General features: G+C 37.2%; 18 protein-coding genes. 2 read left to right on the top strand and 16 right to left on the bottom strand.

Features of this window, described 5'->3' with window-relative positions; all coding sequences use genetic code 11:
- Positions 1-20 precede the first annotated feature (20 nt).
- A complete protein-coding gene (locus H346_RS0100420; protein WP_027969321.1) occupies positions 21-461 on the top strand; it encodes a GNAT family N-acetyltransferase in 441 nt (146 codons plus the stop codon).
- Between the two features lie 387 nt (positions 462-848).
- Here the strand turns inward: H346_RS0100420 and H346_RS0100415 are convergent, their stop codons facing one another.
- From H346_RS0100415 to H346_RS10020, 5 genes are read right to left on the bottom strand one after another with little or no spacing between them, the layout of a single operon-like run.
- Positions 849-1,439, bottom strand: coding sequence for a Spy0128 family protein (locus H346_RS0100415; protein WP_027969320.1), 591 nt, complete (start codon positions 1,437-1,439; stop codon positions 849-851).
- Positions 1,440-1,460: 21 nt separating this feature from the next.
- Positions 1,461-2,180: a class B sortase gene (srtB, locus tag H346_RS0100410; RefSeq protein ID WP_027969319.1), complete on the bottom strand. Its 720-nt coding sequence runs from the start codon at positions 2,178-2,180 to the stop codon at positions 1,461-1,463.
- A gap of 27 nt (positions 2,181-2,207) precedes the next feature.
- Positions 2,208-3,254 (bottom strand): QVPTGV class sortase B protein-sorting domain-containing protein, encoded by a 1,047-nt coding sequence (locus H346_RS0100405; RefSeq protein ID WP_027969318.1) that lies wholly within the window; start codon positions 3,252-3,254, stop codon positions 2,208-2,210.
- A gap of 39 nt (positions 3,255-3,293) precedes the next feature.
- Positions 3,294-3,821, bottom strand: a complete 528-nt coding sequence (gene lepB, locus H346_RS0100400; RefSeq protein WP_051188338.1) for a signal peptidase I — start codon at positions 3,819-3,821, stop codon at positions 3,294-3,296.
- Positions 3,822-3,836: 15 nt separating this feature from the next.
- Positions 3,837-7,139: a pilus ancillary protein 1 gene (locus tag H346_RS10020; RefSeq protein WP_051188337.1), complete on the bottom strand. Its 3,303-nt coding sequence runs from the start codon at positions 7,137-7,139 to the stop codon at positions 3,837-3,839.
- A gap of 232 nt (positions 7,140-7,371) precedes the next feature.
- On the opposite strand from H346_RS10020, the gene H346_RS0100390 reads away from it, so the two are divergent.
- Positions 7,372-8,574 carry a YSIRK-targeted surface antigen transcriptional regulator gene (locus H346_RS0100390; RefSeq protein ID WP_027969316.1) on the top strand — a complete coding sequence of 401 codons (1,203 nt, stop codon included), beginning with the start codon at positions 7,372-7,374 and terminating at the stop codon, positions 8,572-8,574.
- An 852-nt stretch (positions 8,575-9,426) separates the two neighbouring features.
- Here H346_RS0100390 and H346_RS0100385 read toward each other — a convergent pair.
- From H346_RS0100385 to H346_RS0100335, 11 genes are all read right to left on the bottom strand, one after another.
- The gene (locus tag H346_RS0100385) at positions 9,427-10,452 is read right to left on the bottom strand and encodes a S66 family peptidase (RefSeq protein WP_027969315.1); all 1,026 of its coding nucleotides are present in this window, start codon (positions 10,450-10,452) and stop codon (positions 9,427-9,429) included.
- A 244-nt stretch (positions 10,453-10,696) separates the two neighbouring features.
- Complete coding sequence (locus H346_RS0100380; RefSeq protein WP_027969314.1) at positions 10,697-11,800, bottom strand: glycerol dehydrogenase; 1,104 nt, start codon at positions 11,798-11,800, stop codon at positions 10,697-10,699.
- Positions 11,801-11,836: 36 nt separating this feature from the next.
- Positions 11,837-12,505, bottom strand: coding sequence for a fructose-6-phosphate aldolase (locus H346_RS0100375; RefSeq protein WP_027969313.1), 669 nt, complete (start codon positions 12,503-12,505; stop codon positions 11,837-11,839).
- Between the two features lie 23 nt (positions 12,506-12,528).
- Positions 12,529-13,311: a 4Fe-4S cluster-binding domain-containing protein gene (locus H346_RS0100370; protein WP_027969312.1), complete on the bottom strand. Its 783-nt coding sequence runs from the start codon at positions 13,309-13,311 to the stop codon at positions 12,529-12,531.
- Positions 13,312-13,332: 21 nt separating this feature from the next.
- Positions 13,333-15,678, bottom strand: a complete 2,346-nt coding sequence (locus H346_RS0100365; protein WP_083940698.1) for a formate C-acetyltransferase — start codon at positions 15,676-15,678, stop codon at positions 13,333-13,335.
- A 205-nt stretch (positions 15,679-15,883) separates the two neighbouring features.
- Entirely contained in the window at positions 15,884-16,978 is a 1,095-nt protein-coding gene (locus tag H346_RS0100360) for a PTS fructose transporter subunit EIIC (protein ID WP_027969310.1), read from the bottom strand.
- An 11-nt stretch (positions 16,979-16,989) separates the two neighbouring features.
- Positions 16,990-17,304, bottom strand: coding sequence for a PTS fructose-like transporter subunit IIB (locus H346_RS0100355; RefSeq protein WP_027969309.1), 315 nt, complete (start codon positions 17,302-17,304; stop codon positions 16,990-16,992).
- 13 nt (positions 17,305-17,317) lie between these two features.
- Positions 17,318-17,779 carry a PTS sugar transporter subunit IIA gene (locus H346_RS0100350; protein ID WP_027969308.1) on the bottom strand — a complete coding sequence of 154 codons (462 nt, stop codon included), beginning with the start codon at positions 17,777-17,779 and terminating at the stop codon, positions 17,318-17,320.
- 411 nt (positions 17,780-18,190) lie between these two features.
- Complete coding sequence (locus H346_RS0100345) at positions 18,191-19,150, bottom strand: sugar-binding transcriptional regulator (RefSeq protein WP_027969307.1); 960 nt, start codon at positions 19,148-19,150, stop codon at positions 18,191-18,193.
- Positions 19,151-19,271: 121 nt separating this feature from the next.
- Positions 19,272-21,689, bottom strand: a complete 2,418-nt coding sequence (locus tag H346_RS0100340) for a glycyl radical protein (protein WP_027969306.1) — start codon at positions 21,687-21,689, stop codon at positions 19,272-19,274.
- A 192-nt stretch (positions 21,690-21,881) separates the two neighbouring features.
- The gene (locus H346_RS0100335; RefSeq protein ID WP_027969305.1) at positions 21,882-23,183 is read right to left on the bottom strand and encodes a PTS sugar transporter subunit IIC; all 1,302 of its coding nucleotides are present in this window, start codon (positions 23,181-23,183) and stop codon (positions 21,882-21,884) included.
- Between the last annotated feature and the right edge of the window lie 9 nt (positions 23,184-23,192).

Here is a 23,192-nt window from a genome sequence, read left to right as displayed (position 1 = left end):
TCTTAAGGTGGAAAACTGATATGAAAATAATTGAGTATCAAGAAAACTATAGGGATGACTTAATTTTTATGGTACTTGAAGCCAAAAATGCTTTGGGAAAAGTGCCTAGTATCAACCCTGATTTACTGGCTATCCAGAAAAACTATCTCGAAAAAGGAGATCATTTCTGGTTAGCTCTCAGCGACCAAGATAGAGTTATTGGATCAATCGCTTATTCTTCCATTCCAAATACTGAAGAGGTCAATTTGCATCGTCTCTTTATCAAGCCAAGTCTAAAACATCAAGGTATTGGCAGTCAACTGCTGGTATTTGCAGAAGATTTCTTAACGAAAATTGGTAAAACCCATGTGAGAATTCATTTAGGGCGTCCCAAAGAACAATGGACTGAGTCCTATCATTTTTATCCAAAACACGGGTATGAATTTTATGATAACGAGAAATTAATCAAGAAAATCAATTAAAATGGGTATAAAAAGTTTCCTTGCAAAGATTTTATAACGTAGGTAAACCTTCTAAATACCTCACAATAGAAAATCATGATTTAAATATTTAGACATATAGCCCTCTTACCACTTCTAGGAGTTTTTGATTACAAGCATTCGGTAATAAAAATTATTTAAGACGCCTTATTTAAGCACTCAAAAAAGACTAAGGGACTGACATTGAGGGTGGTCAGAATCTCCTTAGTCTTAGGTGGAATCCATAAAGATCCACTGTTTGGCTCTAAAGACAAATGCCTTAATTTTGATAGAGAGAGAATAAGGCTATTGCATCACATTGTGCGCTGTTAGAGCTCCTACTCCGATTATGTAATATCAGAGAAAAGTTTAATGACATTTTAGGTCAGATTAACGTTTAGGTTTCAATGCCATTACAGCAGCTAAGCCGATTACTAAGAGACCTAGTCCCAGATAATAAACAGATGTGACTTCTCCTGCTTTTGGAATATTACCTGACTTATTCGCTGTCTTTTTCATATATACCGGTTCAAAGATGAGTTCTTTTTTTTCTTGCTTACCAATTTCGGTCGCAACAATAGAAGCCTTCAACGAAGAAGTTTCTTCGCTATATGACACAAACACTGTTACCTTATACTTAGTGGTGTCGTAGCTGTATCCAGGTGTACTACCACTTCCTTGTACTAAGGTGTAATGATAGCTTCCTGGCTTTGTAAACGTTAACTTTGAAAATTTCCCTTTACCTGTTCCAGTAATGGTTACCTTATTTCCTTCTATAGGCATGGGTAACTGACTGTTCTCTGGAGTAAGGGTAAACATAAATACTTCTTCTGTAGTAGGCTTACTGTCTTTGATTGATAACCGATTCTCAAAGACAATATCAGCCGTTACTTGTTGTTCATTGCCATCTGCACTAACGACAGGTCCCAGACTTAGGACAACTCCTATCAAAAGAAGTACAGGTGCTAAGCATTTTTTCATATATCACCCTGACTTTCTTAACTAATGATTTCCAAACTCCCCGACGACCAATATTCTACCATTTGTTGATGTATCTTCACAAGTTGATAATGCTAAAATACCGGTTTGATCCGTCTTTTTAGAGGGAGCGCGATATTGTATCGCTTTTTCTTTGATATAGTTTGATAGAATTGCTTGATTTTGATTGTTGTGAATCGTTGGATTAAATAAGGTTTCATCAAAGGCATCTATCTTTAAACAAGCAAATAGATTAATCGAAATCACCTTATCTTTTAAATGGAGCAATGCTCGCTGATGCTTATTAAAAAATGTTTTTTGGCAGAATTTTGGAAGTTCTCCAAACATCACATCTCCTGCCATGTGATGACCATAGATAACAGAGTAAGAATCTTGGAGAGTAGGGGAATTCCGATAGTCTAAGAAAATACTTCCCGACAACGAATACTCTCCTTCTACCGTCTTGTTGATATACTCCAAGTTAGTTTTCCCTTGGACAACAGGATAACTAATGTGAGTTCCCTCTACCTCTAGCCATCCAATAACCGAGGGATTAAGCTTCATTAATGCTTCAAAATCAATTTTCTTTTTCTTGTACTGCTTATAATTAACAGCATCTGCTTTTTGAATAAGCACATAGGAACTGTACAATCCCATTGCAGCTATTGCTAAACAAAGCATTAACCCAATGATAAGGGTACCATCTATAATGCGATCCAACCATCGAATGATTTTTATAACCAAACTATTTCCTTTAACATGCGATCATGATTAAGCTTTTTTCTTTTTAACAAGGTAAACAGCACCACCCATTGCAACAAGCATCAACGCTGCATAAGGAGCAATCGTAGATACCACACCTGTTGGTACAATACCCTCTTTATTGTTGGTTACTGTGATAACGTCAGCGGTGTCATCTGAAAGTTTTTTGGTTCCCAAACTATAAGTTCCAGTATAGGCTGTTGAATCTTCATTAGTCTCCACAATTTGAGCAGACTGTCGATAACCATCCACAGATGTTTCATCAACAGAATAACTAATACCATATGGCAAGTTAGAAAGATTAACTGATTCTCCATCTTTCAATGTAAACTCTTTTTTGGTACCTACCAAAACATCAATGTCCTCAGTATTTCCATCTTTAGTGGTCTTTTTAAGGGTTAATTTTTGTCCAGCGCTATATTGATCATTAGGCTCTAAAGTCAAAGAAAAATTGAAATCTTTATTACGATCACCCGCAGTACCCGTAACTTTTTTCTCAATCTTCAATGAAGTTGTTTTTATACTATTAGTAAATGAAATTGGTGTCTTAGCATCGGGTTTCTTATCATCATTAGACACAATGTATTTAGGCTCATTAACCCCTTTATCATTTTGTAGAACATATACATCAACAGTATATGTCTTAGCATCATAGGTAATACCTGCAAAACTCCCCCGATTTTCTTTTACTGTATAACGATAGATACCTGGTTGATTAAAAGTTACCTTTTTAAAGTCGAAAGTCACCTTCTTTACCTTGTTAAGCATTTTATCAGTATTTTCATACATTACTTTCAAACGTTTCTCATTTTCAGGAAGTTCAACACCTTGGTAAACAGTAAAGCCATCTTTTGTACCACTTGTACCTGTTTTGGGCTCAATACTAAACGTAAATTCTGTTTTCGGTGTAATATTATTATCGTTTTTAATATCAAATGTCTTTTGAATTTCCAACACTGAACTTTCAGGAACTTTTCCCCCCTCAGCGCACACACTTGGGGCTAAAATGCCTGAAAACAACAATCCTGCAACTAAAACACTATAACTTTTTTTCATTTCTTTTTCTCCTCGTAAATTTGTTAATTTATTATCTTTTTATAAATCTCTTACTCTCACCAAAGTCGTGACAACACCTTTTATACTATTCTTTGAAACCGCACCTATATAGCGGCTATCTTCTTGAATGGTTCGGTTGTCATACAAGATAAAATAACTATTGTTAGGGACTTTGTATGGGTAAGTTGGTCCACTCGAATGTGCTAGGGTTGGTAACTCTAGCGCATCCTTATGAATGTGTCCATTAATCAGAAGTGTTCCCTCACTATTAATATCAACAGTATCACCAGCTTGGGCAATGATCCTTCCAACTTTTTCTTGTTTGTCATGGTCGTAAATAACAACATCATTCACTTTGACTTGTTTTTCTAACCGATAATAGAAAATAAAATCTGCTGGTTTGAGCATGGGAAACATATCCGAGTTTTTAATCATGCGAATCCCTAATACAAAATGTCCCAAACCATAGACAATAATTCCTATTATCGCCATTTTAAGACATAGCTGCCTAATCAGTTGATAACGTGTATTCGTCTGACTAGCATTTGCTCCATTCTTTATGCTCATGTTTCTTCTCGTTTCTTAACGGTCTTTTTTGAGACGACTTTTAAGCATAAGAAGTAAACCAACAAACGTTATACCTGCCAGTGTCAGATACGTTATTATACTATCTGCTATTCCTGTAGGAACGACACCTTCTTTATGGTTTTCAAAGGCTACTATTTTATCCGAAGTCACGTTCTTTTCCGAAATGCTACGGTCTGATTTTGCTTGATTATTGATTTTAACCTCATAACCATCCGCATCTCGTTCGGTAATCTGATAAGCGTAACCATCTGGTAATCCTGAAATGGTTAAACTTTCACCATCTTTCAATGTTACGCTAGCCTTACCGTTGTTAACGACTAAATCTTCTTTCGTTGTTTTGTAGTTACCTTGCAACGGAGAACCATTGCTATCTGCTAGTGTCAGATCAAATGTAAAGGCTTTATTTTTATCAGCTGTTGATCCTGTAACTGTTTTTGAAAGCGTTAATTGATGAGTTGTCGGAACAACAGTTTTTTTATCTTCCATTCTGATAATGTCAACAAGGTCATCTGGATGATAGCTTGTTCCAATGAGTGACTGATACTTATTACTATTTGGAACAAAGAAGTCAAGGTCTCCAATAGTAGGTTCTGCATCACCTTTAGCATAATCAATCAAAATCTTAGCAACGGTTAAAGTCTTCGAATCTAATGCATCAAAACCGTGGTAACCTTTCAAATTATCCAGATCAGCACTATCTGTAAAGTAATAAATGGCTAATTGAGTTGCTGCTCGAAGTTGAGTTGCTGACAAGCCACCATATTCAATGCTTTGATTTTTGTCTCTTAATCCTCTTTCAATAACTTTCTTGATATGTTTCAAGAATAATTGAGGATCCTTATCCCGTGGCTTAGCCGCATATTTGTACAAATCTTGACCTGATATATGAGTGTATTTAATTTCTTTGCCTTCATTTACATCAGAATCAATATTTGCCCCGTCATCGTAAGAATCTGGTGGAGACTTGCGATCAACGTTGAAACAATAAACAATCTGGCTACTGCCATCACGATTTTTGGCATAATAGTTTTTACCATAGGTATCATGGTCATCATTTACAGAACTATCATCATTAAAATCATTGTAGGCTGTTACAGAATAGGGTTTGGCAACTTCTTTGGTCTTGTTTTCTATGAAACGACCATCTTTTTGCTGTATATAGACTTTTCCATTTTCAACTTTAAAGGTTATTTTATCTGCCAAATCATAGCCTTCTGGAGCTTTAGTTTCTGTTAATTCATAAGTTCCTTCTGGGAGAGTAAACTCTTTGCCTAAAGAATCACTTATAAAGGTGGCTCCTTCAAATCCTGTACCAGATGTCTGTTTGAGATTTAAAGTTGCTCCTGATAATAAGGAAGCATAATCACCCTCGGCATACTTCCGAATGAAAATTTTAGCACCTGTTTTTTCTTTTTTCCGATTTTCAAAAGCCATTGTTTTATCCGAAGTCACATTGCTTTGGGCTGAACTTCGATTGGTACTTGGTTTACCATCAACTAAGACCTCGTACCCATCTGCAGAACTTTCAGTAACTTTATAAGAATAACCACTTGGTAGATCTGAAATCGTCACGCTATCACCATGTTTCAATGAGAGATTTGCTTTACCATTTACTAAAGTCAAATCTTTGTCCCCCATTTTATAGGTTCCCTCCAACGGCTGCTGTTTGGCATCTTTTAGCTCTATTTCAAAGCTAAATTGCTTATTTTCATCTCGCCCATTACCTGTTACCTTTTTAGAGATAGTCAAGTTATGAGTGGGGGAATCGGTGCTAATACCGATAATATGTTGATAGTCTGTTCCATTATTAGAATTGCCAGCGACATATAAACTAAGTTTCAAATCCTTAGGAACCTGCGATGCATCAGATTGAATCAACTGATCAAAGATCTTCTTGACACTATCAGAAGACCCTCTGGTTGCACCTATCTGCTCCCAACTTTCAGAATCGGTATAATACCAAAGTGCGTATTGAGTTGCCCTGTGAAAATCCTCCTCATTATCCTTAGTTCCTATTTTTAAACCATTCATAGGGTAACCGTAATAGATGATTTTTGAGATAGCATCAGCAAATTCCTTACCTTGTAAACGTGGTTTATTAGCTTTTTTATACCACTCTAAGGGATTGTCATTTTTAGTGTACTTAACATGTTGATGATCCCCAAGTTCTTCTGGTGGGGATTTATGATCGTTAAAACAAAGAGCAACATCTCCGCGACTTGCTGTATTCCATGGTCTAACATAGAGGTTAATTCCCCAAGAACCATCCAGAGTTGAATCGCCATATTTATTAGTATCATTATAAGCTTCATAAATCTCATTTGTAGCAGCCAAAGCCGTCCTATATGATACTGAAGTCTCCTTAATCTTATTAACAAACATTGGCAACTCTGTACTTACTTCCGCTTCCAATCCTTTTCGATGAGAAATAGCTGCACCGTACCCCATAGATAATGATTGATAAATACCTTTTTCTTCCTCTGTTTCATCAGGATTAAAGAGTACTAAATTGTAATCACTTGGTAGTTCTGTTTTGAATATAGTGTCTAAATCTGTATCATATTGTCCTACGGAATCTAGTGTAGAACCATAGGCACCTGTTGCAGCCCAAACAATCTGTTTCTGCTTATCTACAGAATATTTATCCGGAAATGCTTGGAAATAGAAAAAGATTTTCTTTAAATTCTCACCTAACTTATCACCATACAAATTATGTGTAACAACTTTTTCTAACTCTGCTGTTGAAGGATTTTTAAGCACACTATAAGTTCGTTTATTGGGTGTATTTGGCGGCAATGTTTTCTGTTCATTGATGCAAAAAACTTGAAAATCTTTACCACCTGAAACTTCTCCCATTGTGATATGTTCTTTACTTACGCTTGTTCCATAATACTTCTTAGAAACTTCAACATTTCTTAAATCTTGCTCTGTAATTTGTACAGTTATTGCTCGTTCATTCAAGTCATACTGTATTTTTTCACTGTCTCCCTGAGGAACATGTTGAACAACTTTATATTCGTACTTACCTGCATTATTAAATACCAAAGGCTTAAATGTGATATTGCCCTCTGAATCACTGAGTTGAGTATCAACTACCTGTCCATCCTTCATTAAGTTAAAGGTAAACTGACGATTACCTAATTCTTCTCCATCTATTCTAACTTTTGCCTTAATGGTCGCTATTACAGAGTGGGAAGTAGCCGATAGGACTCTTGTCTGCCTAGGAACTACTAAAATCACACACAGTAGTGCCAAAAAAAGAAAAACTATCCTTAGCTTACTAGATGCATATCTCATAAACTCTCCTTATTTTAAAAAATTAGAAAGAACAACTTCCTAATATAAAATGATACACCACTAAATTTATAATTAGAATATCTATATTTTTTTACAAGATTTAATCTGTTATTTTTTTTCCACTCAATTAAACTTATTTAGTATTTTGATTCAAATCCTACAAACTTTTTATTGCCTTTTGACTTTTCAAAGATCTTCGCTAAAATTAAGTTATGGAGGAGAGTTTTACATTATGATTAACACATTACTATTGAAAGCTTTACATAGTAATTTACAATTAGCAATTATTATTTGTGATGCATCCTTTACTGTCATTAATGAATTTCAATCTGACAAAACTAACACGCTTTATTATAATCATTACCACATGTTAAACACCTTGAGCGAGTCAGAGACTGATTTTTTATTCTATCACGGTCCTTTAGGCGAAATGTTCTTAATTTATCATATTGATAACCATTATATTACTATTGGTCCTTGGCGTAGCAATGCAATCGACAAGTTGAGTTTTAAGAAAGAGATGATGACAGTAGAAATCAGTAAAGAAGAACAAGATTATCTTTTTAGGAGCTTATCAAAGCTCCCTTTTCTACCTCTCAGTCAAATCCGTGAATTACTAATTTTAGTGAATTACTGTTTGACTGGTACTGTTGAAGATCGGTTTTCAGAACCTTTGCATCGGTACGCTGATCAGTGGAATACACAATTTGATTTAGAAAGCATTCACTATTTTTTCAAAAACATCACCACTTCTTACACCTACCTGTATAACTATGAAAATGCCATTTTACGGGCTGTCAAAAAGGGAGACTTGGTTTTTTTAAAAGAAACCGTTAATCAATTAAGTAATGTTGTCACCCCTAGTGTTAGCGGAAGTCAATTACGTTCGGAAAAGAATTATTCAATCCTCGTATTTGATCGATTGGCACAAGGAGCGATTCAAGCTGGTCTTGATGTTGAGACAGCCTATCGTTCACGTGATCAATTTATTAAGGATAACGAATCCAGTGAGATGCTAACACAAGTCCTGCAACTACGAGATGCTGCTGTTGTGTTTTACACTAAGCAAATCGAAAAAATAAACAATCAACTCGTGTCGGCGTCATCTCCGATTATTATAGCTATCATTCAACAGTTAAAAAATAATCTTAACTCTAATATCAAAACAAGTGATATTGCAAGACAGTTTCATATGAGCGAGTCTAAATTGCGAAAAATTTTTAAAGAGGAAACCCATGTCACCATTCAACAATACTTCCTTAACTTAAAGATTGAAGCTGCCAAGCAATTATTATCTGAGGGGATTACCTTAACACAGATTGCTGAAACTTTCGCTTTTTCGTCCCCTTCAAATTTCTCACGTACCTTTAAAAAATTAGTTGGCATGAGTCCTACCGACTATGTTCAAATGCCTCGGAAAAGAAATGAGGATTAAGGCATCCGTAAAATAGTCGAATGGCTGTTTAACACATAAAGGCATTTAATGCTCTTAAATCATAATCACCCTCAATCCCTTTACATTTCATTCTCAAAAACCGTAAAGAACTCCATTTTTGAGGAGTTTTTTAGTTTTAAAAATCTACTTGGAAGCTATTTCCTTAACCGTTTGTTTTCCCTGTTATGAAGTTTAGCTTATTCTGAGTTCGTAAGATGTCTCGAGTAAAAACTGACGAATTCACCTCCTCATCTCGAGTTTTTACTCGAGAAATCTTACCCAGTATATCTTTGCAAACAAGCCATTAATAATATTTAAAAGACTTATGAAGAGAAATTTTGCCAATCCACAAAATAGGAAATGAGCGGTCTGAAAAAAAGGGTTCTAATAACTTAAAGAAAATGGTCTAGCTTGCAAAGCCAATTCAAAAATTCTGTTCGTTGACATCGTGCGGAAATGTATGACACAAAGTTAATGCAGCGACTGCTCAACAAGCTGAATTTACTTTGATAAAAGTGGTTAAAAATTCCTTTCATTCAGCTATTTGGCTGATATTAGGACTTATTGGAGTGAAATATTAAAAAGATTGCCAACTTTAGAAATGTGGCAACTAAAAAAGAGTGAGAAAATGTCTTTTGGGGACTTATTTCTTCACTCTTTTTCGTTTTAAAAAGAAAATTTCGATCCAAAACGGCTTAACCATAAGCATTTTAAAAAAGAAACTCTCTGTTTCTAGTGCTACTTTCTATCAACTCTTAACAATTAAGCCATTATTTTTAATGAAAGATTCTTCTTAGAAGAAGGTTTGGAGTTGCTACAACTCTTTTACATCATTAAATCAAGGCAATCAGATCACGTTTCAAAGCGAATTATCTGTTGAGCCGCATTAACTTCTGCCATAACCCCTAAAGGAACAATCGCTCTTGGTGTGGCATGCCCTACATTGAGGTTGTAAAGAATCGGAATGTCCGTATCAATGACCTCTAATAAAACTTGCTTATACGCATCATAGTAGGTCTCATCCATCGGTTTTCCAGCCAAGACCCCCGATATAACAGAAAAAATCCCCGTATCTTTAAGCCTTTGAAGCATTTTCCGATAGTGATTCGGATTTGGTTTTTCCTCGCTAGTTTCCAGTAGTAAAATCTTCCCTTTCCAATCTGTGACAGAAGGAAAGAGTTCGTATTCTTGACAAAGGGCTACACTGTCTGAATACCTTGAAGCATCAAATATATCATAAAGAGATTCCAAGCAGCCACCCAGAATAGGTCCTTTGAAAGTTGACGGTCCTCTTAATAATTCAAAGCCATGATTAGCATGTTCTTGACGTTTAGTGCCCAGCGCCTTTTGACTAAAATCTGTCCGCTCATCATACCAAAGATTGCTAGGGGTTATCTCAGAAATCGTTCCTGTTTCAATTAATTCTTTAAAATAAGCGAGAGAGTAAGGTAGCATTTCTTCGTCTAGTTCACAAATATCTGCTAAAAAAGACTGACCATAAAAGGTCTTAAGCCCCAATTTGTGGAGCATGAGATGATTCATGGTCGTATCAGAAAAACCCAGGAAAACTTTTTGCTGAATGACATCTTGAAGCTGATTCGTCTCAAAAAGATAGGGCAAAAGACGATAGGTATCATCGCCACCGATAGCACATAAAATCATATCAACGGAAGCATCTGCAAAAGCTGTCAATAAATCGGCTGCCCTAGCCTCAGGATGTTCCCTCAGATAATTTAGCCCCCTTAACGTATTGGGCAACGTAACCACTTCAAGACCTAAATTCTCCAAGCGTTTTAGTCCCAAATCCAACTCATGCTTGACCATATCTTCACCTAAAATGCCACTAGATAAACTAACAATACCAACTTTTTTCAGCATTTGAAACCTCCTCGACAAATCTATTGCCCCATTATACCACATAAAGTGACTATCTCATTTCTCAAATCAATGTTTGTGGAAATGGTTGCATTTTCTCAAAAACTAAAAAGGCTGAAGAAGTCAGTTGAAAACAACCTTTTTTCTTCAACCTGAATACCCCTCGGAGTCCATGTCAGCCTAAACGCATTGTTACGAAATGCGTGTTTTCTATCAAATCATGCGTTCCACGTTACGATAGCTGCCTTCAACTGGATTGTTTTTGGCGATTACACACGTAAGCATCTACTGCAACTAAGGCAGCTGCAACATCTTCTGCGGTAACCACAAATGGCATTTGATGAATGGTTTCTCCCTCAATAGTTGCTTGACGACCGATTTTCAAGAGATCCTCCTGACTTGCGGTGTCTAAATGCATTTCTTTGAGGGTCGTTGGCATGCCAATCGCTTGGTAAAAATCAATGTAACGATCTATTTCTTCTCTTGACTGATTTTCCAAAAAAAGTTGTGTTAAGGTTCCATAAGCAACTTTTTCTCCGTGGGTTAAATGGTGAATGTCACCTGTCAGCGCTGTAAAACCATTATGAATCGCATGTGCTGCCGCAAGTCCAGCACTTTCAAAGCCAAGACCACTAAGGAGAGTATTGGCTTCGATGACATTTTCTAAAGCTGGTGTAATCACTTTTTTCTCACAGCTAGCCATTGCTTTGAGTCCATCAGCAAATAAGGTCTGTTCACAAGCTTGGGCAATCGCAATCCCCGCTAATGTTTGATTACCACCTGCCATGGTCTCACCATTTTTTTGCATAACAGCACGCACCTCAACCCAAGTTGCCAAACCATCCGCAATTCCTGAAGCCAATAACCGCTTTGGTGCTTGACAAATGACTTGTGTGTCTACTAATACAAGATCTGGATTTTTAGCATAGAAAATGTATTTCTCAAAAGCCCCCTCATCAGTGTAAATCACAGACAAGGCTGATGTTGGGGCATCTGTTGATGCAATGGTTGGGGCGATAATCACTGGAATACTCAAAATATCCGCAATCGCCTTGGCACTGTCAATGGTTTTTCCACCACCAAGACCAATGATGACATTACTACCATTGTCTTTAGCGATGGCAACCACACGGTTAATTTCATTATCAGATGCTTCCCCATTAAAGGCTACGTGAACAGGACTCATGCCGTTATCTGTCAAATAGCCTTCAAACGTTTCACCGACGATACCATAAACCATGGCATCACAGAGTAAAATTGGGTTATCCCCTAATTGTTTAAGGGTGTCTGCATTGGTAAACAAGACATTTTTCCCTTGGATGTAACGTGATGGACTTGCAAATACTTTCATTGTTATGCTCCTTTTTGAATTTTTTGACGACATCAATTAAATGCTCTGACGATGGTGAATCGCTTCCCAATCTTTCCCAAAATCATCAACTGCTTTTTGAATAGACGGCATGGCAAAACCTGCTTCAAAAATATCCGGTCCAGCTGTAATAGCTTGTGCTCCCAAGGCAAACGATCTCGTCACTTGGGCAACATTTTTGAAACTAGCTGCCAAAATTTTACTGCTCGAATCCTGACGAACAATGGCTTTTGCCAACTGCTCAATCACAGCTTCTGGGTCAATATTAAGGTTTTCCATACGATTGTAATACGGAGCCAGATAGTCAGCACCTACTTCAATAGCTAACAAGCCCTGGAAAACGGTGTAAATAGCTGTCGCTGTAATAAGGTAACCGTCTGCTTTCAAGGTTTTAATGGCCGCAAGACCTTCTGTAGTGACTGGAACTTTAACATAAACACTGTCCCCACATTGTTTGCTAATGTCAGCAGCATCTTTTAAAATCCCCTCATAGTCTTGGGCAATAACCTGCACATGAATAGAAGCCTTATCACCAATAATCGTACGTACCTCCCTTATTCGTTCGAAGAAATCAATCGCTCCTTCTTTTTTAGCAATTGTTGGATTTGAGGTCACACCTGCAAGGGGTAAAATACGATGCCATTTTTTAATCGCTTCCAAATCCAAAGTGTCTAACATATATTCCATAAGTATTCTTCTTTCTTTTTTTATTATAAGCCATCAATATTTGCCTTGATATGATGTTGTTGAAAAATCTGATGGCATATCAATAATTGTTCTGATGACAATGTGGGAGTGGATTTCATTTGATATTCCCAGCCCAAGTAATCATATTTCTGGCTACCATATTGATGAAAAGGTAATAGATGAACTTCTTTAATTGATAGATCGCTTAAATACTGAGCGATAGCCTCTAAATTTTCAATAGGTATTGTATAATTTGGAATCAAAGGAATTCGAGGAATTAATTGAATCTGTTTTTGTGTCAACAAAAATTCAAAATTTAGTTTAGATAGACCAACATCAATACCAATAATTTTTTTAGCCAGTTGTAGGTTCATAATCTTTAAATCAAATAGAACTTGATTAAGGTATGGAGTCAAAGTTTGTATACGTTCTAAGGGAAAACAGCCTGTTGTTTCAATTGCTGTATGAACTCCCAATTCATTAAAAACTTTCAGTAATTTAGCAGCAAATTCATACTGCATTAATACTTCTCCTCCTGAAATGGTCACACCTCCGCCAGATGTGCGAAAGAAAACCTCATCTTTCATCACTTCATCAACAAGGTCATTTATTTCTCGCCACTCACCAACAGTCTCTTGAACCCCATTTTTAATCCACTTTGTAGGACTTACAGCTTTTCTTGACTCTGGATTAGCACACCATGGACAAGCTAGAGGGCAGCCTTTTAAAAAGATTATTGTTCGGATACCATCACCATCGTGAACTGAGTAGCGTTGAATATTAAAAACTAATCCTTTACCAGACATCTATCCTCCTTATCTAGCCACTTAGAGTTGATGTTCTACACGTGCAATAATGTCGTCTTGTATCTGTTTATTCAAATCAACGAAAAAGGCGCTATAACCTGCTACTCTAACAAGCAGACCTGTATATTTTTCAGGGTGTTTTTGAGCATCTAACAAAGTCATTTTAGATTGCACATTGAACTGAATGTGTTGAATTTTTAATTTCGTATATGCCATCAAGAAATCAGCAAATTTATTCAGCCCTTCAGTCCCTTTTAAGGTATTAGGTTGAAATTTTACATTTAATAAACTGCCATTAACAGTAAGATAATTATCTAATTTACTAACAGATTTTAAGACCGCAGTTGGACCTAAATGGTCTCTACCAACCATAGGGGACAACCCCCCATCAGCTAACTGCTCCCTAGACTTACGACCATCAGGTGTTGCTCCAACGGCTTCTCCTAGTGGGATATGAGCTGAAACAGTATAAGCTCCCGGGATAAATTGACCTCCGCGAACATTTTGATATTTTTCTAATTCCTTAGCATAATGCCTAAATAGTTTGACTGCTATATCATCAACTTCATCATTATCATTACCATATTTTTCAAAATCTTGAATGACATGTTTTTGAAGCTCTGCATATTGTCCTTCATAATTTGACTCTAAAGCTTTAATTAGCTCTGCTAAAGGCATTTCTTGATTTTGAAATACCATTTTTTTAACAACGTACATCGAATCACTAAGGTTCGCTTGTCCAATCCCTTGAACTCCTGAAAAATTGTACCTTGCTCCACCCTCAGTCACATCTTTACCACTTTCTAAACAATCGGCAATTAGGATAGATAAAAATGGCGTTGGAGCATAATGACGGTGTCCAAGGTCAACAATATTAGACCCTTTAACGACCAACTTGACATAATAATCAATTTTATTTTCAATATCTTTCCACAGTGTTTGGTAGGTCACCTCAGTTCTATGGCGCAAGTGGTATAAACTAAGTTCCATGATTTTTAGGAGATTAAAAAGTGCAATATCATGGAGACCATAAGTACGTCCTGGAATAGATGTTTCTACACAACCAACTGTGGCATAATCACGAGCATCATCTAAACTAACACCTTTGCTTAAAAAGGCCGGAATACACACTTCATCATTAAATAATTGTGGTATCCCAGTTCCTAGACGAATCGTTTCACATGTTTTTAAGAGAAAACGACGTGGAATCAATTCATTCATCCGCACAGACAAATTAGGCTGTGGCAATAGAATCTCATGGTAAATATCTAGCATAATATAGGATAAAGGATTAACCGCTGTATGACCATATTCATCTAAACCACCTAAAGCAATGGTATAGCCTGTTGGAAAGCCGGCAAAACATTTAGCACTGCTTTGACTTCTCAAAAGAACAACATCATTGGTTTTGATATAAAAATCCCCTAAAACTTCATACATGAATACTTCTGATTCACCCGCTTCAAGAGAGGCTTTGTAAAATGGGTAGAGGTACTGATCAGTTCGTCCTAGAGATAAGGAGGAAGCATTTGACTCGTATTGACCAACAATGCTTGTCATCCATAATAATTGCAAAGCTTCATAAAAAGACTCTGGTTTTTCTTTACTTAATTTGTGGCATATTTGTGCGATTTTTTCTAACTCATTACGCCGTTTTCCATTTGATTTTGCAGACATAGCTTGTGCTAAATCTGCATATCTAAGAAAGTGATCTCTCATTGCCAGGAAAATAATATAGCCTGCTTTAAAAAAGCTATTATCTGGCTGCTCAGTCATTTTATCAGATAAGATATTAATATAATATTGAATCCCATGTTCCAATATAGCTGGAAAGTCCATAATAATATGTCCTTGACCCTTATCTGTTTGGTTAAGTTTAAACACTTCATCAGCCATAGCTTCTTTGACATCATCTGTTAATTGCGCATTGATGAAGTCCTTCATTGATCGACCTTTCCAGTAGGGATAAAGCTTTTCCATGTAAATTGTTTTATCAGCTTCTGTAAAGACAAACTGATCTTGAGGTCTTGTAGCAATAGTATCAATTTCCTTGATTATCCAGTAAGGATCCATTTCCGGTGATAAAATCCCTGAGCGAGGTCGTACTGTCCTGTTTCCAACCAATAGTTCTCCTTCTCGAATACTTATTTGAACATTCTCTAAGATATGCTGAACTGCTTTAGCACGACGAATAATTACTGGTTGTCCTTCCGTTTTTTGATAACTTTCTGTATAAAGAAGAGCCCTTTCTAAAGAAATTTGTCGTTCTTCTTTAAAAAGATTCTCTTTCATAAGCTGAATGCGAGGATTCCCATTAAAAACTAAATTGGCAATATTTTTACTCTTATCAATTACTCCTGCTGCCATAATATAATCCTTTCATTGATAGCACAAGTTACTTTATACTTCTATTGTAAAACGATCTAAAAATAATAACTATATAAATTGTCAACAAAAAGTTTTTTAGGGATAAAAGGCTTTCGTATCAATCTTCTTAAGACAAAAGAAAAATGGGATTTATACAAAAAGCACGTTTGTGCAATTGTTTTGGCAAATTGCACAAACATACTCTTTAGAGTATTTCAAATTCAAGATCAAAGTCGTCCTCTTCCACACCATTATCCTCTAAAGTCAATTCTTTAACAGTTCTTTTCAACAAAATTACTGTCACAGCTGTAATAACAGCCCCTATCAGACTTGATAAAATATAAATGAAAGGTTGATGTGAAACTGGCACAACAATCCAACCTCCCCAAGGGGCAGGATTACCTGCCCCTAGCCAAATAGCTAAAGCCGCTCCAATAGAACTACCAACAATATTAGCCGGGATACATGCTAGCGGATCAGCCGCTGCAAATGGAATAGCTCCCTCAGTAATTCCTACCATTCCCATAACAATAGCCGCTTTTCCAGAAGTTTTTTCTTCTTCAGTAAATTTTTTAGGAGCCAAAAATGTCGCAAGGGCCATTCCTAAAGGCGGAATACAAATTGCCACTCCGATTCCTGCCATAATAGAAAGAGCAGTTCCACTTGGCAGACCCGTAGAAGAGTTAATTGTACCAACCATTGCTGAACCAAATCCAAAGGCAACCTTATTTATTGGTCCCCCCATATCTGAAGCAATCATTGCACCCAAAATAAGTCCTAAAAGAACAAGATTTCCTGAACCAAGTGATTCTAACCAAGCAGTCATCCCTGTCATAGCAGCAGCCATAGGCTTCCCTATAACCCAGTACATAATGCCACCAACAATAAATGTTCCTAATAAAGGGATGATAAAAATTGGCATTAATGATTTGAACGATTTAGGAAGTTGAATTTTTTTAAGATAATAAACAACAATTCCTGCAATTAACCCCGATAAAATTCCTCCCAAGAATCCAGCTCCAATTTGACTAGCAATCAACCCACCAATAATTCCAGGTGCTAAACCAGAACGGTCAACCATCGCAAAAGCAATGTAACCTGATAAAATAGGCACCATTAAAGACAGTCCAGCTATACCTACTTTAGCAACATCTGCTAAATAACCATTACTTGGAACTGCTGCTTTTCCTGATAGAAGGACACTAAGTGCTAACATAACCCCACCGGCAACAACAAAAGGAATCATGTAAGAAACACCTGTCATCATACTCTTTCGAGTATCTTTTAACAATTCAATCATGTGCTACTCCTTTATTTAGCTAGTTTTTCTTGTAATTTTTTACAAATAACATCTGCTTTTTTTATACAATCAGCTGGACTAACTCGTATAACTGGTTTTCCTTTAAAACGTTCTTCATTTTTGATAGCGATAGCATTTGTTAAAATAACAGCATCTGCTTCTTGAATAGCTTGTTTGCTTAATTCATTTTCTATACCAATAGACCCTTGTGTTTCAACAAAAAGACTAATTCCTAATTTTTTTGCAGCCACCTCCAAACTTTCAGCAGCAAGGTAAGTATGGGCAACTCCTGAAGGACAAGCGGTAACAGCAACTAGTTTTAACATAAATATTCTCCTTTTATGACATCATATTTTGTAAACAGTCATTAATTAAATCTACAATTTCTTGAGAATTCTTACTTTTCTCTAATGAAGTTCTAAAGTCTTCATGAATTAACTTACGGGACAAGCTAGCTATAATTTTCAAATGTTGATTTCCTGAACAGCTTTCTGGAACTGCCAAGAGAAAGACCATTTTAACTGGTTCGTTATCAAGGCTTTCCCAATCAACTTCCTGACTCAGACGCCCAAAAGCCACCGCACATTCTTTTACAGCAAGGCTTTTCCCATGAGGAATTGCAATCCCAAACCCAATACCTGTTGAGGTTAACGCTTCTCGCTCCAAGACACTGTCATAATAAGTATCAAAACTTTCAATCAGACCACAAGCATCAATTTGTTTAGCTAATGACTGAATGACAGTCTCCTTCGTCTCTTCTGTTAACTCTAGATTGATTAATTCTTTACGAGTAACTTCCATCTTGCATACCCTCCTTTCTGCATTTTAAAATATTTTTAGGGGCTTATTCCTTTTCTCAGTTTATCTTACCGTAGCTAATTTATTCTTTCTACATCAATTGATAGTCATTAGCCATCTTATTTGGTGGAAACATAGTGTTGGTAAGCGTTTACATAATCGAACAATAATTCATTTTCTCTAAAATGAGCACAAATGTGCTTATTTTACTCATAAAAAAACGATCAAATATGATCGTATCAGGACGTATACAAACTTATTTTATTAAAAATGAATGAAAACAATCCTAAATTTAAAGATAGATTCTTAGCAAGCGAAGCGAGTCAAGATTGATACTTCCGATGTGATAAAGTTGCGAAAATATTATGGTATCACCACAAGGAAGTATTGTTTATTAACGCTCTAGTATCTTTTTTATAAGCATTTCTTGTCTAATTTTAATATAGCCATCAAGGTCTCTTGGTCTGTTAACAAGGTATTAATATAACCTTTTTTGAGCAAGGCTCTTATAGCCCTAGCTTTCGCCTTTCCTCTTGCAATTGCAACAGAATTTTCAATCGTGCTTAAATCCTCAAGTGGTAACCCAATTGTTCTTTGGTCCAAACGACCTTTTAAAATTTTACCATTTTGGTCAAAAAAGCGACAACAACAGTCTCCCACTGCTTCTCTTAATTTTAAGTCCTCATAATCTTCTTCATCAATCAAATCACGCCATTGACTTTTTCGATAAGAAAGAACTCCTCCTACCCCTAAAATCACCATATTTAAATGTTTCCAAGTCTCACGAAGTTCTTTAAAATATTTAGAATTGAAAATTCCGTCTGCTAATTCCTTACTTTCTTGAACGACAGCTGCATTAACAAAAATACTTTGTCCATGAAATTTCCTGGCCAACTCATAAACAAGAGTATTGATATGATACTTTGAATTAATGCGACTTGGTCCTCCGACTATAGGCGCAAAAGTAACGTCATCTAAAAATTTAGGGGCTATGTAATTAACTGCTTTGCCAATACTTGCTCCCCAAGCCAAACCAATGGTATCACCCTCTTTAATATTTTTACGTAACCATTGTCCTGCTAAAGCAGCCAAGCGATCTTCTCTATCTGCTTCAGAATCCGTTTCAGAAGTTGGAGTAATTTCGATATGCTTTAGTCCATACTCTTTTTTGAAAAAGGTCTCTAATTTAAAAATTTCTGGGTTAAAATCTTCAACGTTAATTTGGACGATACCTTCACGTTTCGCCTGAGTCAGCATCCGACTAACGGTTGTTCGATAAATACCAAACTCTCTAGCAATGTCATCTTGTTTCATATCTTCAATGTAATACAAGTAGGCAACTTTTACTAGTTGTTTTCGTTTTTCTTCTTTCATAGCATTCCTACCCTACGTTAGTTTACTCTATGATAGCTCAACTTTTCTAAAAAAGCCAGTCTACTTTATATCGACAAGAGGATTCTCGTCAGAAGATCCCCTTATCGATAACACATATCTCCTAAAGCGTATGTTCGGTACGTTCAATAATATCATTCTGAGTGGCTTTCGACAAGACATTGAAAAAGGCAGAATAGCCAGCGACACGGACGATTAAGTCACGGTGTTTTTCAGGATGATTTTGGGCATCAATCAGGGTCTCACGAGAAACCACATTGTATTGGATATGATAGCCATGTAAGCGATTGAAGAACGTGCGAAGCAAGGCTATCAATTTTATCTTGTCTGCTTCTTTTGACAAGGTTTGTGGGTTGACTTTTTGATTCAATAAGACACCTCCGACAATTTCATCTGTCGGTAATTTGGCAACCGATTTAAGGACTGATGTTGGTCCTTTTTTATCCATGCTGTGTTCGGGTGAACAACCTTCTGCTAAAGGTGTTCCTGCATGACGCCCGTCTGGAGTGGCTAAGGTCCCTTTTCCTTGACCAACATTGGCTGAGATTGATGACGTTCCAGAATAACGAATACCTCCGATTGGACCACGACCATAACGGGTATTCGGGTACTTAGCAATTTCGTCAATATAGGTGTTATAAGCTTCCACCACTAAATTATCCGCATAATCATCATCGTTACCATATTTTGGGGCATCATTAATCAGCATCTGACGAATTTCCTCGCCACGCTCACCCGCAAAGTCACTTTCAAGGGCATGCCAGAGTTCTTCTGGGGTCAAGCGACCTTCTTCAAAAACTAATTTTTTCAGCGCAGCTAAGGAATCCGAAAGATTTGCTATTCCCACTTGAAGCCCAGAAATATAGTCGTAGACAGCTCCGCCTTCTTTCAAGGTCTTGCCTCTGCCGATACAATCATCTGTCAAGACTGAGCAAAGAATATCTGGCACTTCACGTTCTAGCCCCAAGTCAATGGCATTTTCAACGATAACACTCATGCGGGTGATTTCGCGTAAAGTTGCATCCCATGCTGCTTTTAATTCTTCGTAAGACGTCATGTCTCTGAAGTGACCATGACCTGTCGCAAAACGTTTGCCTGAAGCTGGGTCAATACCGTCGTTCATGGTAATCAGCAAAATTTTAGGGAAATTGATGTAACTCATACCAGTACAACGGTAGCCCCATTTGCCTGGCACAGCTGTTTCCACACAGCCAATAGCAGAATAGTCGTAGGCATCTTCTTCGAGAACACCTTTTTTAATGAAAGATGGAATAATGATTTCATCGTTATTCATAGCTGGCATGCCAAAGCCAAGTTTCATGACTTCAATACATTCATTCATAAAGGCATTGTCTAGACCTTTGTGGTAACGAACAGTTAAGTTTGGTTGTGGTAATTTGGTTTGGGCTACACTACGTAAGACAAGGTATGATAGTGGGTTAACCGCATCTTGTTTGTCTCTTGTTTGACCACCTATCGTCACGTTTTGGTAAAGTGGGCTACCCGCTGATGAGAAGGTATGGGCTTGGCTACGCACTTTATTAATGGTCAAAGTTTTAATCCAAAGATTGGTCAAGCGTTCAACGATAGAATCTTGCGTTTCACGTCCAGCTTCCAAATCAGCCTTCACATACGGGTACATGTATTGGTCAAAACGACCATAGGATAACGAATGTCCATTGGACTCGATTTGCAAGATACACTGGATAAACCAGACCGATTGCACGGCTTCTGCAAAGGTCTCTGCTGGCTCATAAGGAACTTTGTCACAAATACGTGCAATTTCTAATAATTCTACTTGACGTTTTGGGTTGGCTTTTTCTGCTAATTCTCTTGCCAAACGAGCATAGCGCTCTGCATAAGTCTTGACCGCATCAATCACGATAATGACTGAGTCGTAAAAATGGTACTTGTCAATATTTTCAGGAATAGTCAAATCAAGCGCAGCCTTAGCAGCACGTGCTCTTTCTTCAAACCCTTTCAACCCATGTTCCAACAGCTTTTGGTAATTAACAGCTAAATGGGCATCTCCTGAATTCATCTTGCCTTCCATGCCAAAGAAGCCCGTTTCCATATAGACTTGTACTTCTTCTGGAAGCAAGACACCGCAGCGAGCACGTAGGTTATTGTTTTCCCAAAATGGGGCAATCTCTCGTAGCTGCTGCTTGGTTTCTTCCGTGATATAAAAAACATCTCCATCACGTTTTTCAAAGAGATCAAGTTCGTTCATAACAAATTCCAAAGTGTACTCTGGAAAAATTGGAGCATCCTTGTTTGACGAGGCTTGGTTGCCGGCAATCAAACTTTCCTCTTCGATATAAATTGTCATATTTTCCAAGATATTTTGTAACATATAAGCCCGTTTAAGGTTAGCTGGCTTGTTTTGATGTTTTTTGTAGGCTTCTGTAACTAAGATAGCACGTTCCGCATCAATATAAGGTTTCTTATCTAAAACAGCTTCGCGGTACTGGCTCATCCTACCTGTTAATTCGCCAAAATATGGGGGCTTTATTTCAGTCATTTTCCATCTCCTTTATTTCTTTCGTAAGTATAAATCTTTCTTTCGTAAATATTTTACCATATCTCAAGGCTATTGGAAATGCTTGCACTCGAGAATTAAAAGTCACTCAATCTTGCACAATAGTGCAAATACCCTTTTCTTTCCAAAAGACCATCCCCAACTAGAGATGGTCTTTGAGATTCAACCCAAGCATTAAACTGTTTCTGCTGCTGTTTCATTTTGGTAGGCAATGTTATCTTGAAGTTTAAAGAATGGGAAATAAATTACAGTTGACATGACCAAGATAGCTACTTGTACCAAAGCACCTTGCCAACCACCAACCATAAAGCCTGAAATAATGGCTGGTGTTGACCAAGGCAAAGTAACTCCTGCAAAAGGTTGCATAAAACCAATGGCAATAGCACCATACACAAGAAGCGCTGCTACTACTGGTACCAAGATAAATGGCAAGAACATGACTGGATTCATCACAATTGGAAAGCCAAAGACAACCGGTTCATTAACATTGAAAAGTGCTGGGAAAGCAGCAACCTTACCTAGTGCCCGATATTGTTTTGATTTGGCGGCAAAAACCATGGCGACAACCAAACCAAAGGTAATGCCGGAACCTGATAAAATCAAGAAACTATCCAAAAATTGTTGAGTTACCACATGCGCTCCCTTATCCAAAGAGAGGTTACCTGTTGCCATCAAGGCTTTATTAGCGTCTAAGTTTGATAAGAGCAAAGCTGTCACAATACCGTTGACGACGGATTGCCCATGCACTCCAAACCACCACAAAAAAGAAATAAAAAAGGCAATTCCAATAGCACCATATAACGAGCCAGTCAAGCCTTGAAGAGGTACTTGGATGGCAGCGTAAATCATTTCAATAAAGGTACCGCCAGTAATCAGTTTAGCAATAATATAAATCATCATTGACAGCGTAAAGATAACAAAGGCCGGAATCATTGCTTCAAATTGTTTAGCGATCGCTTGTGGTACTTGCTCTGGCATTTTGATAACAATGTGGCGACGAATGAACTCGGTATAAATTGCCCCGACCACCAAACCAACAATAATAGCCCCAATAATCCCTTGACCACCAAACCACACTTTACTAATAGCCTCACTAATTGCTTCACCCTTGGCTGGCACATAAGATGACTTCAATAGAATAAAGAAGGATGATAAGGATAAAACGCCAGAAGGTAGCGGCTCAACACCAGAATTCTTCGCATAAGAATAACCAATGGCAAAGCAGGAAATCAAGCCCATAATAGCAAAGGTCCCATGATAAACCTGCATGAATGGCTCTGTCCAATCAGGTCCAAAGACACGAGCAATCGCATCATTTACCCCTTGAAAAGGAATCTGACCCATAATCAAAAAAAGACTTCCGACAACCGTTAGCGGTAAAATGGCTAACATACCATCTTTTAACGCAATGATGCCACGCATATTAACGAACTTCATGATTGGCATGATTATTTTTTGAACATTCATCTTTGCCATAGTTAACTC

Source organism: Streptococcus castoreus DSM 17536, from assembly GCF_000425025.1.
In the GTDB taxonomy this organism is placed as follows: domain Bacteria; phylum Bacillota; class Bacilli; order Lactobacillales; family Streptococcaceae; genus Streptococcus; species Streptococcus castoreus.
Note: the sequence above shows the minus strand (reverse complement) of the source record. Positions and strands in the feature narration are given on the sequence as shown.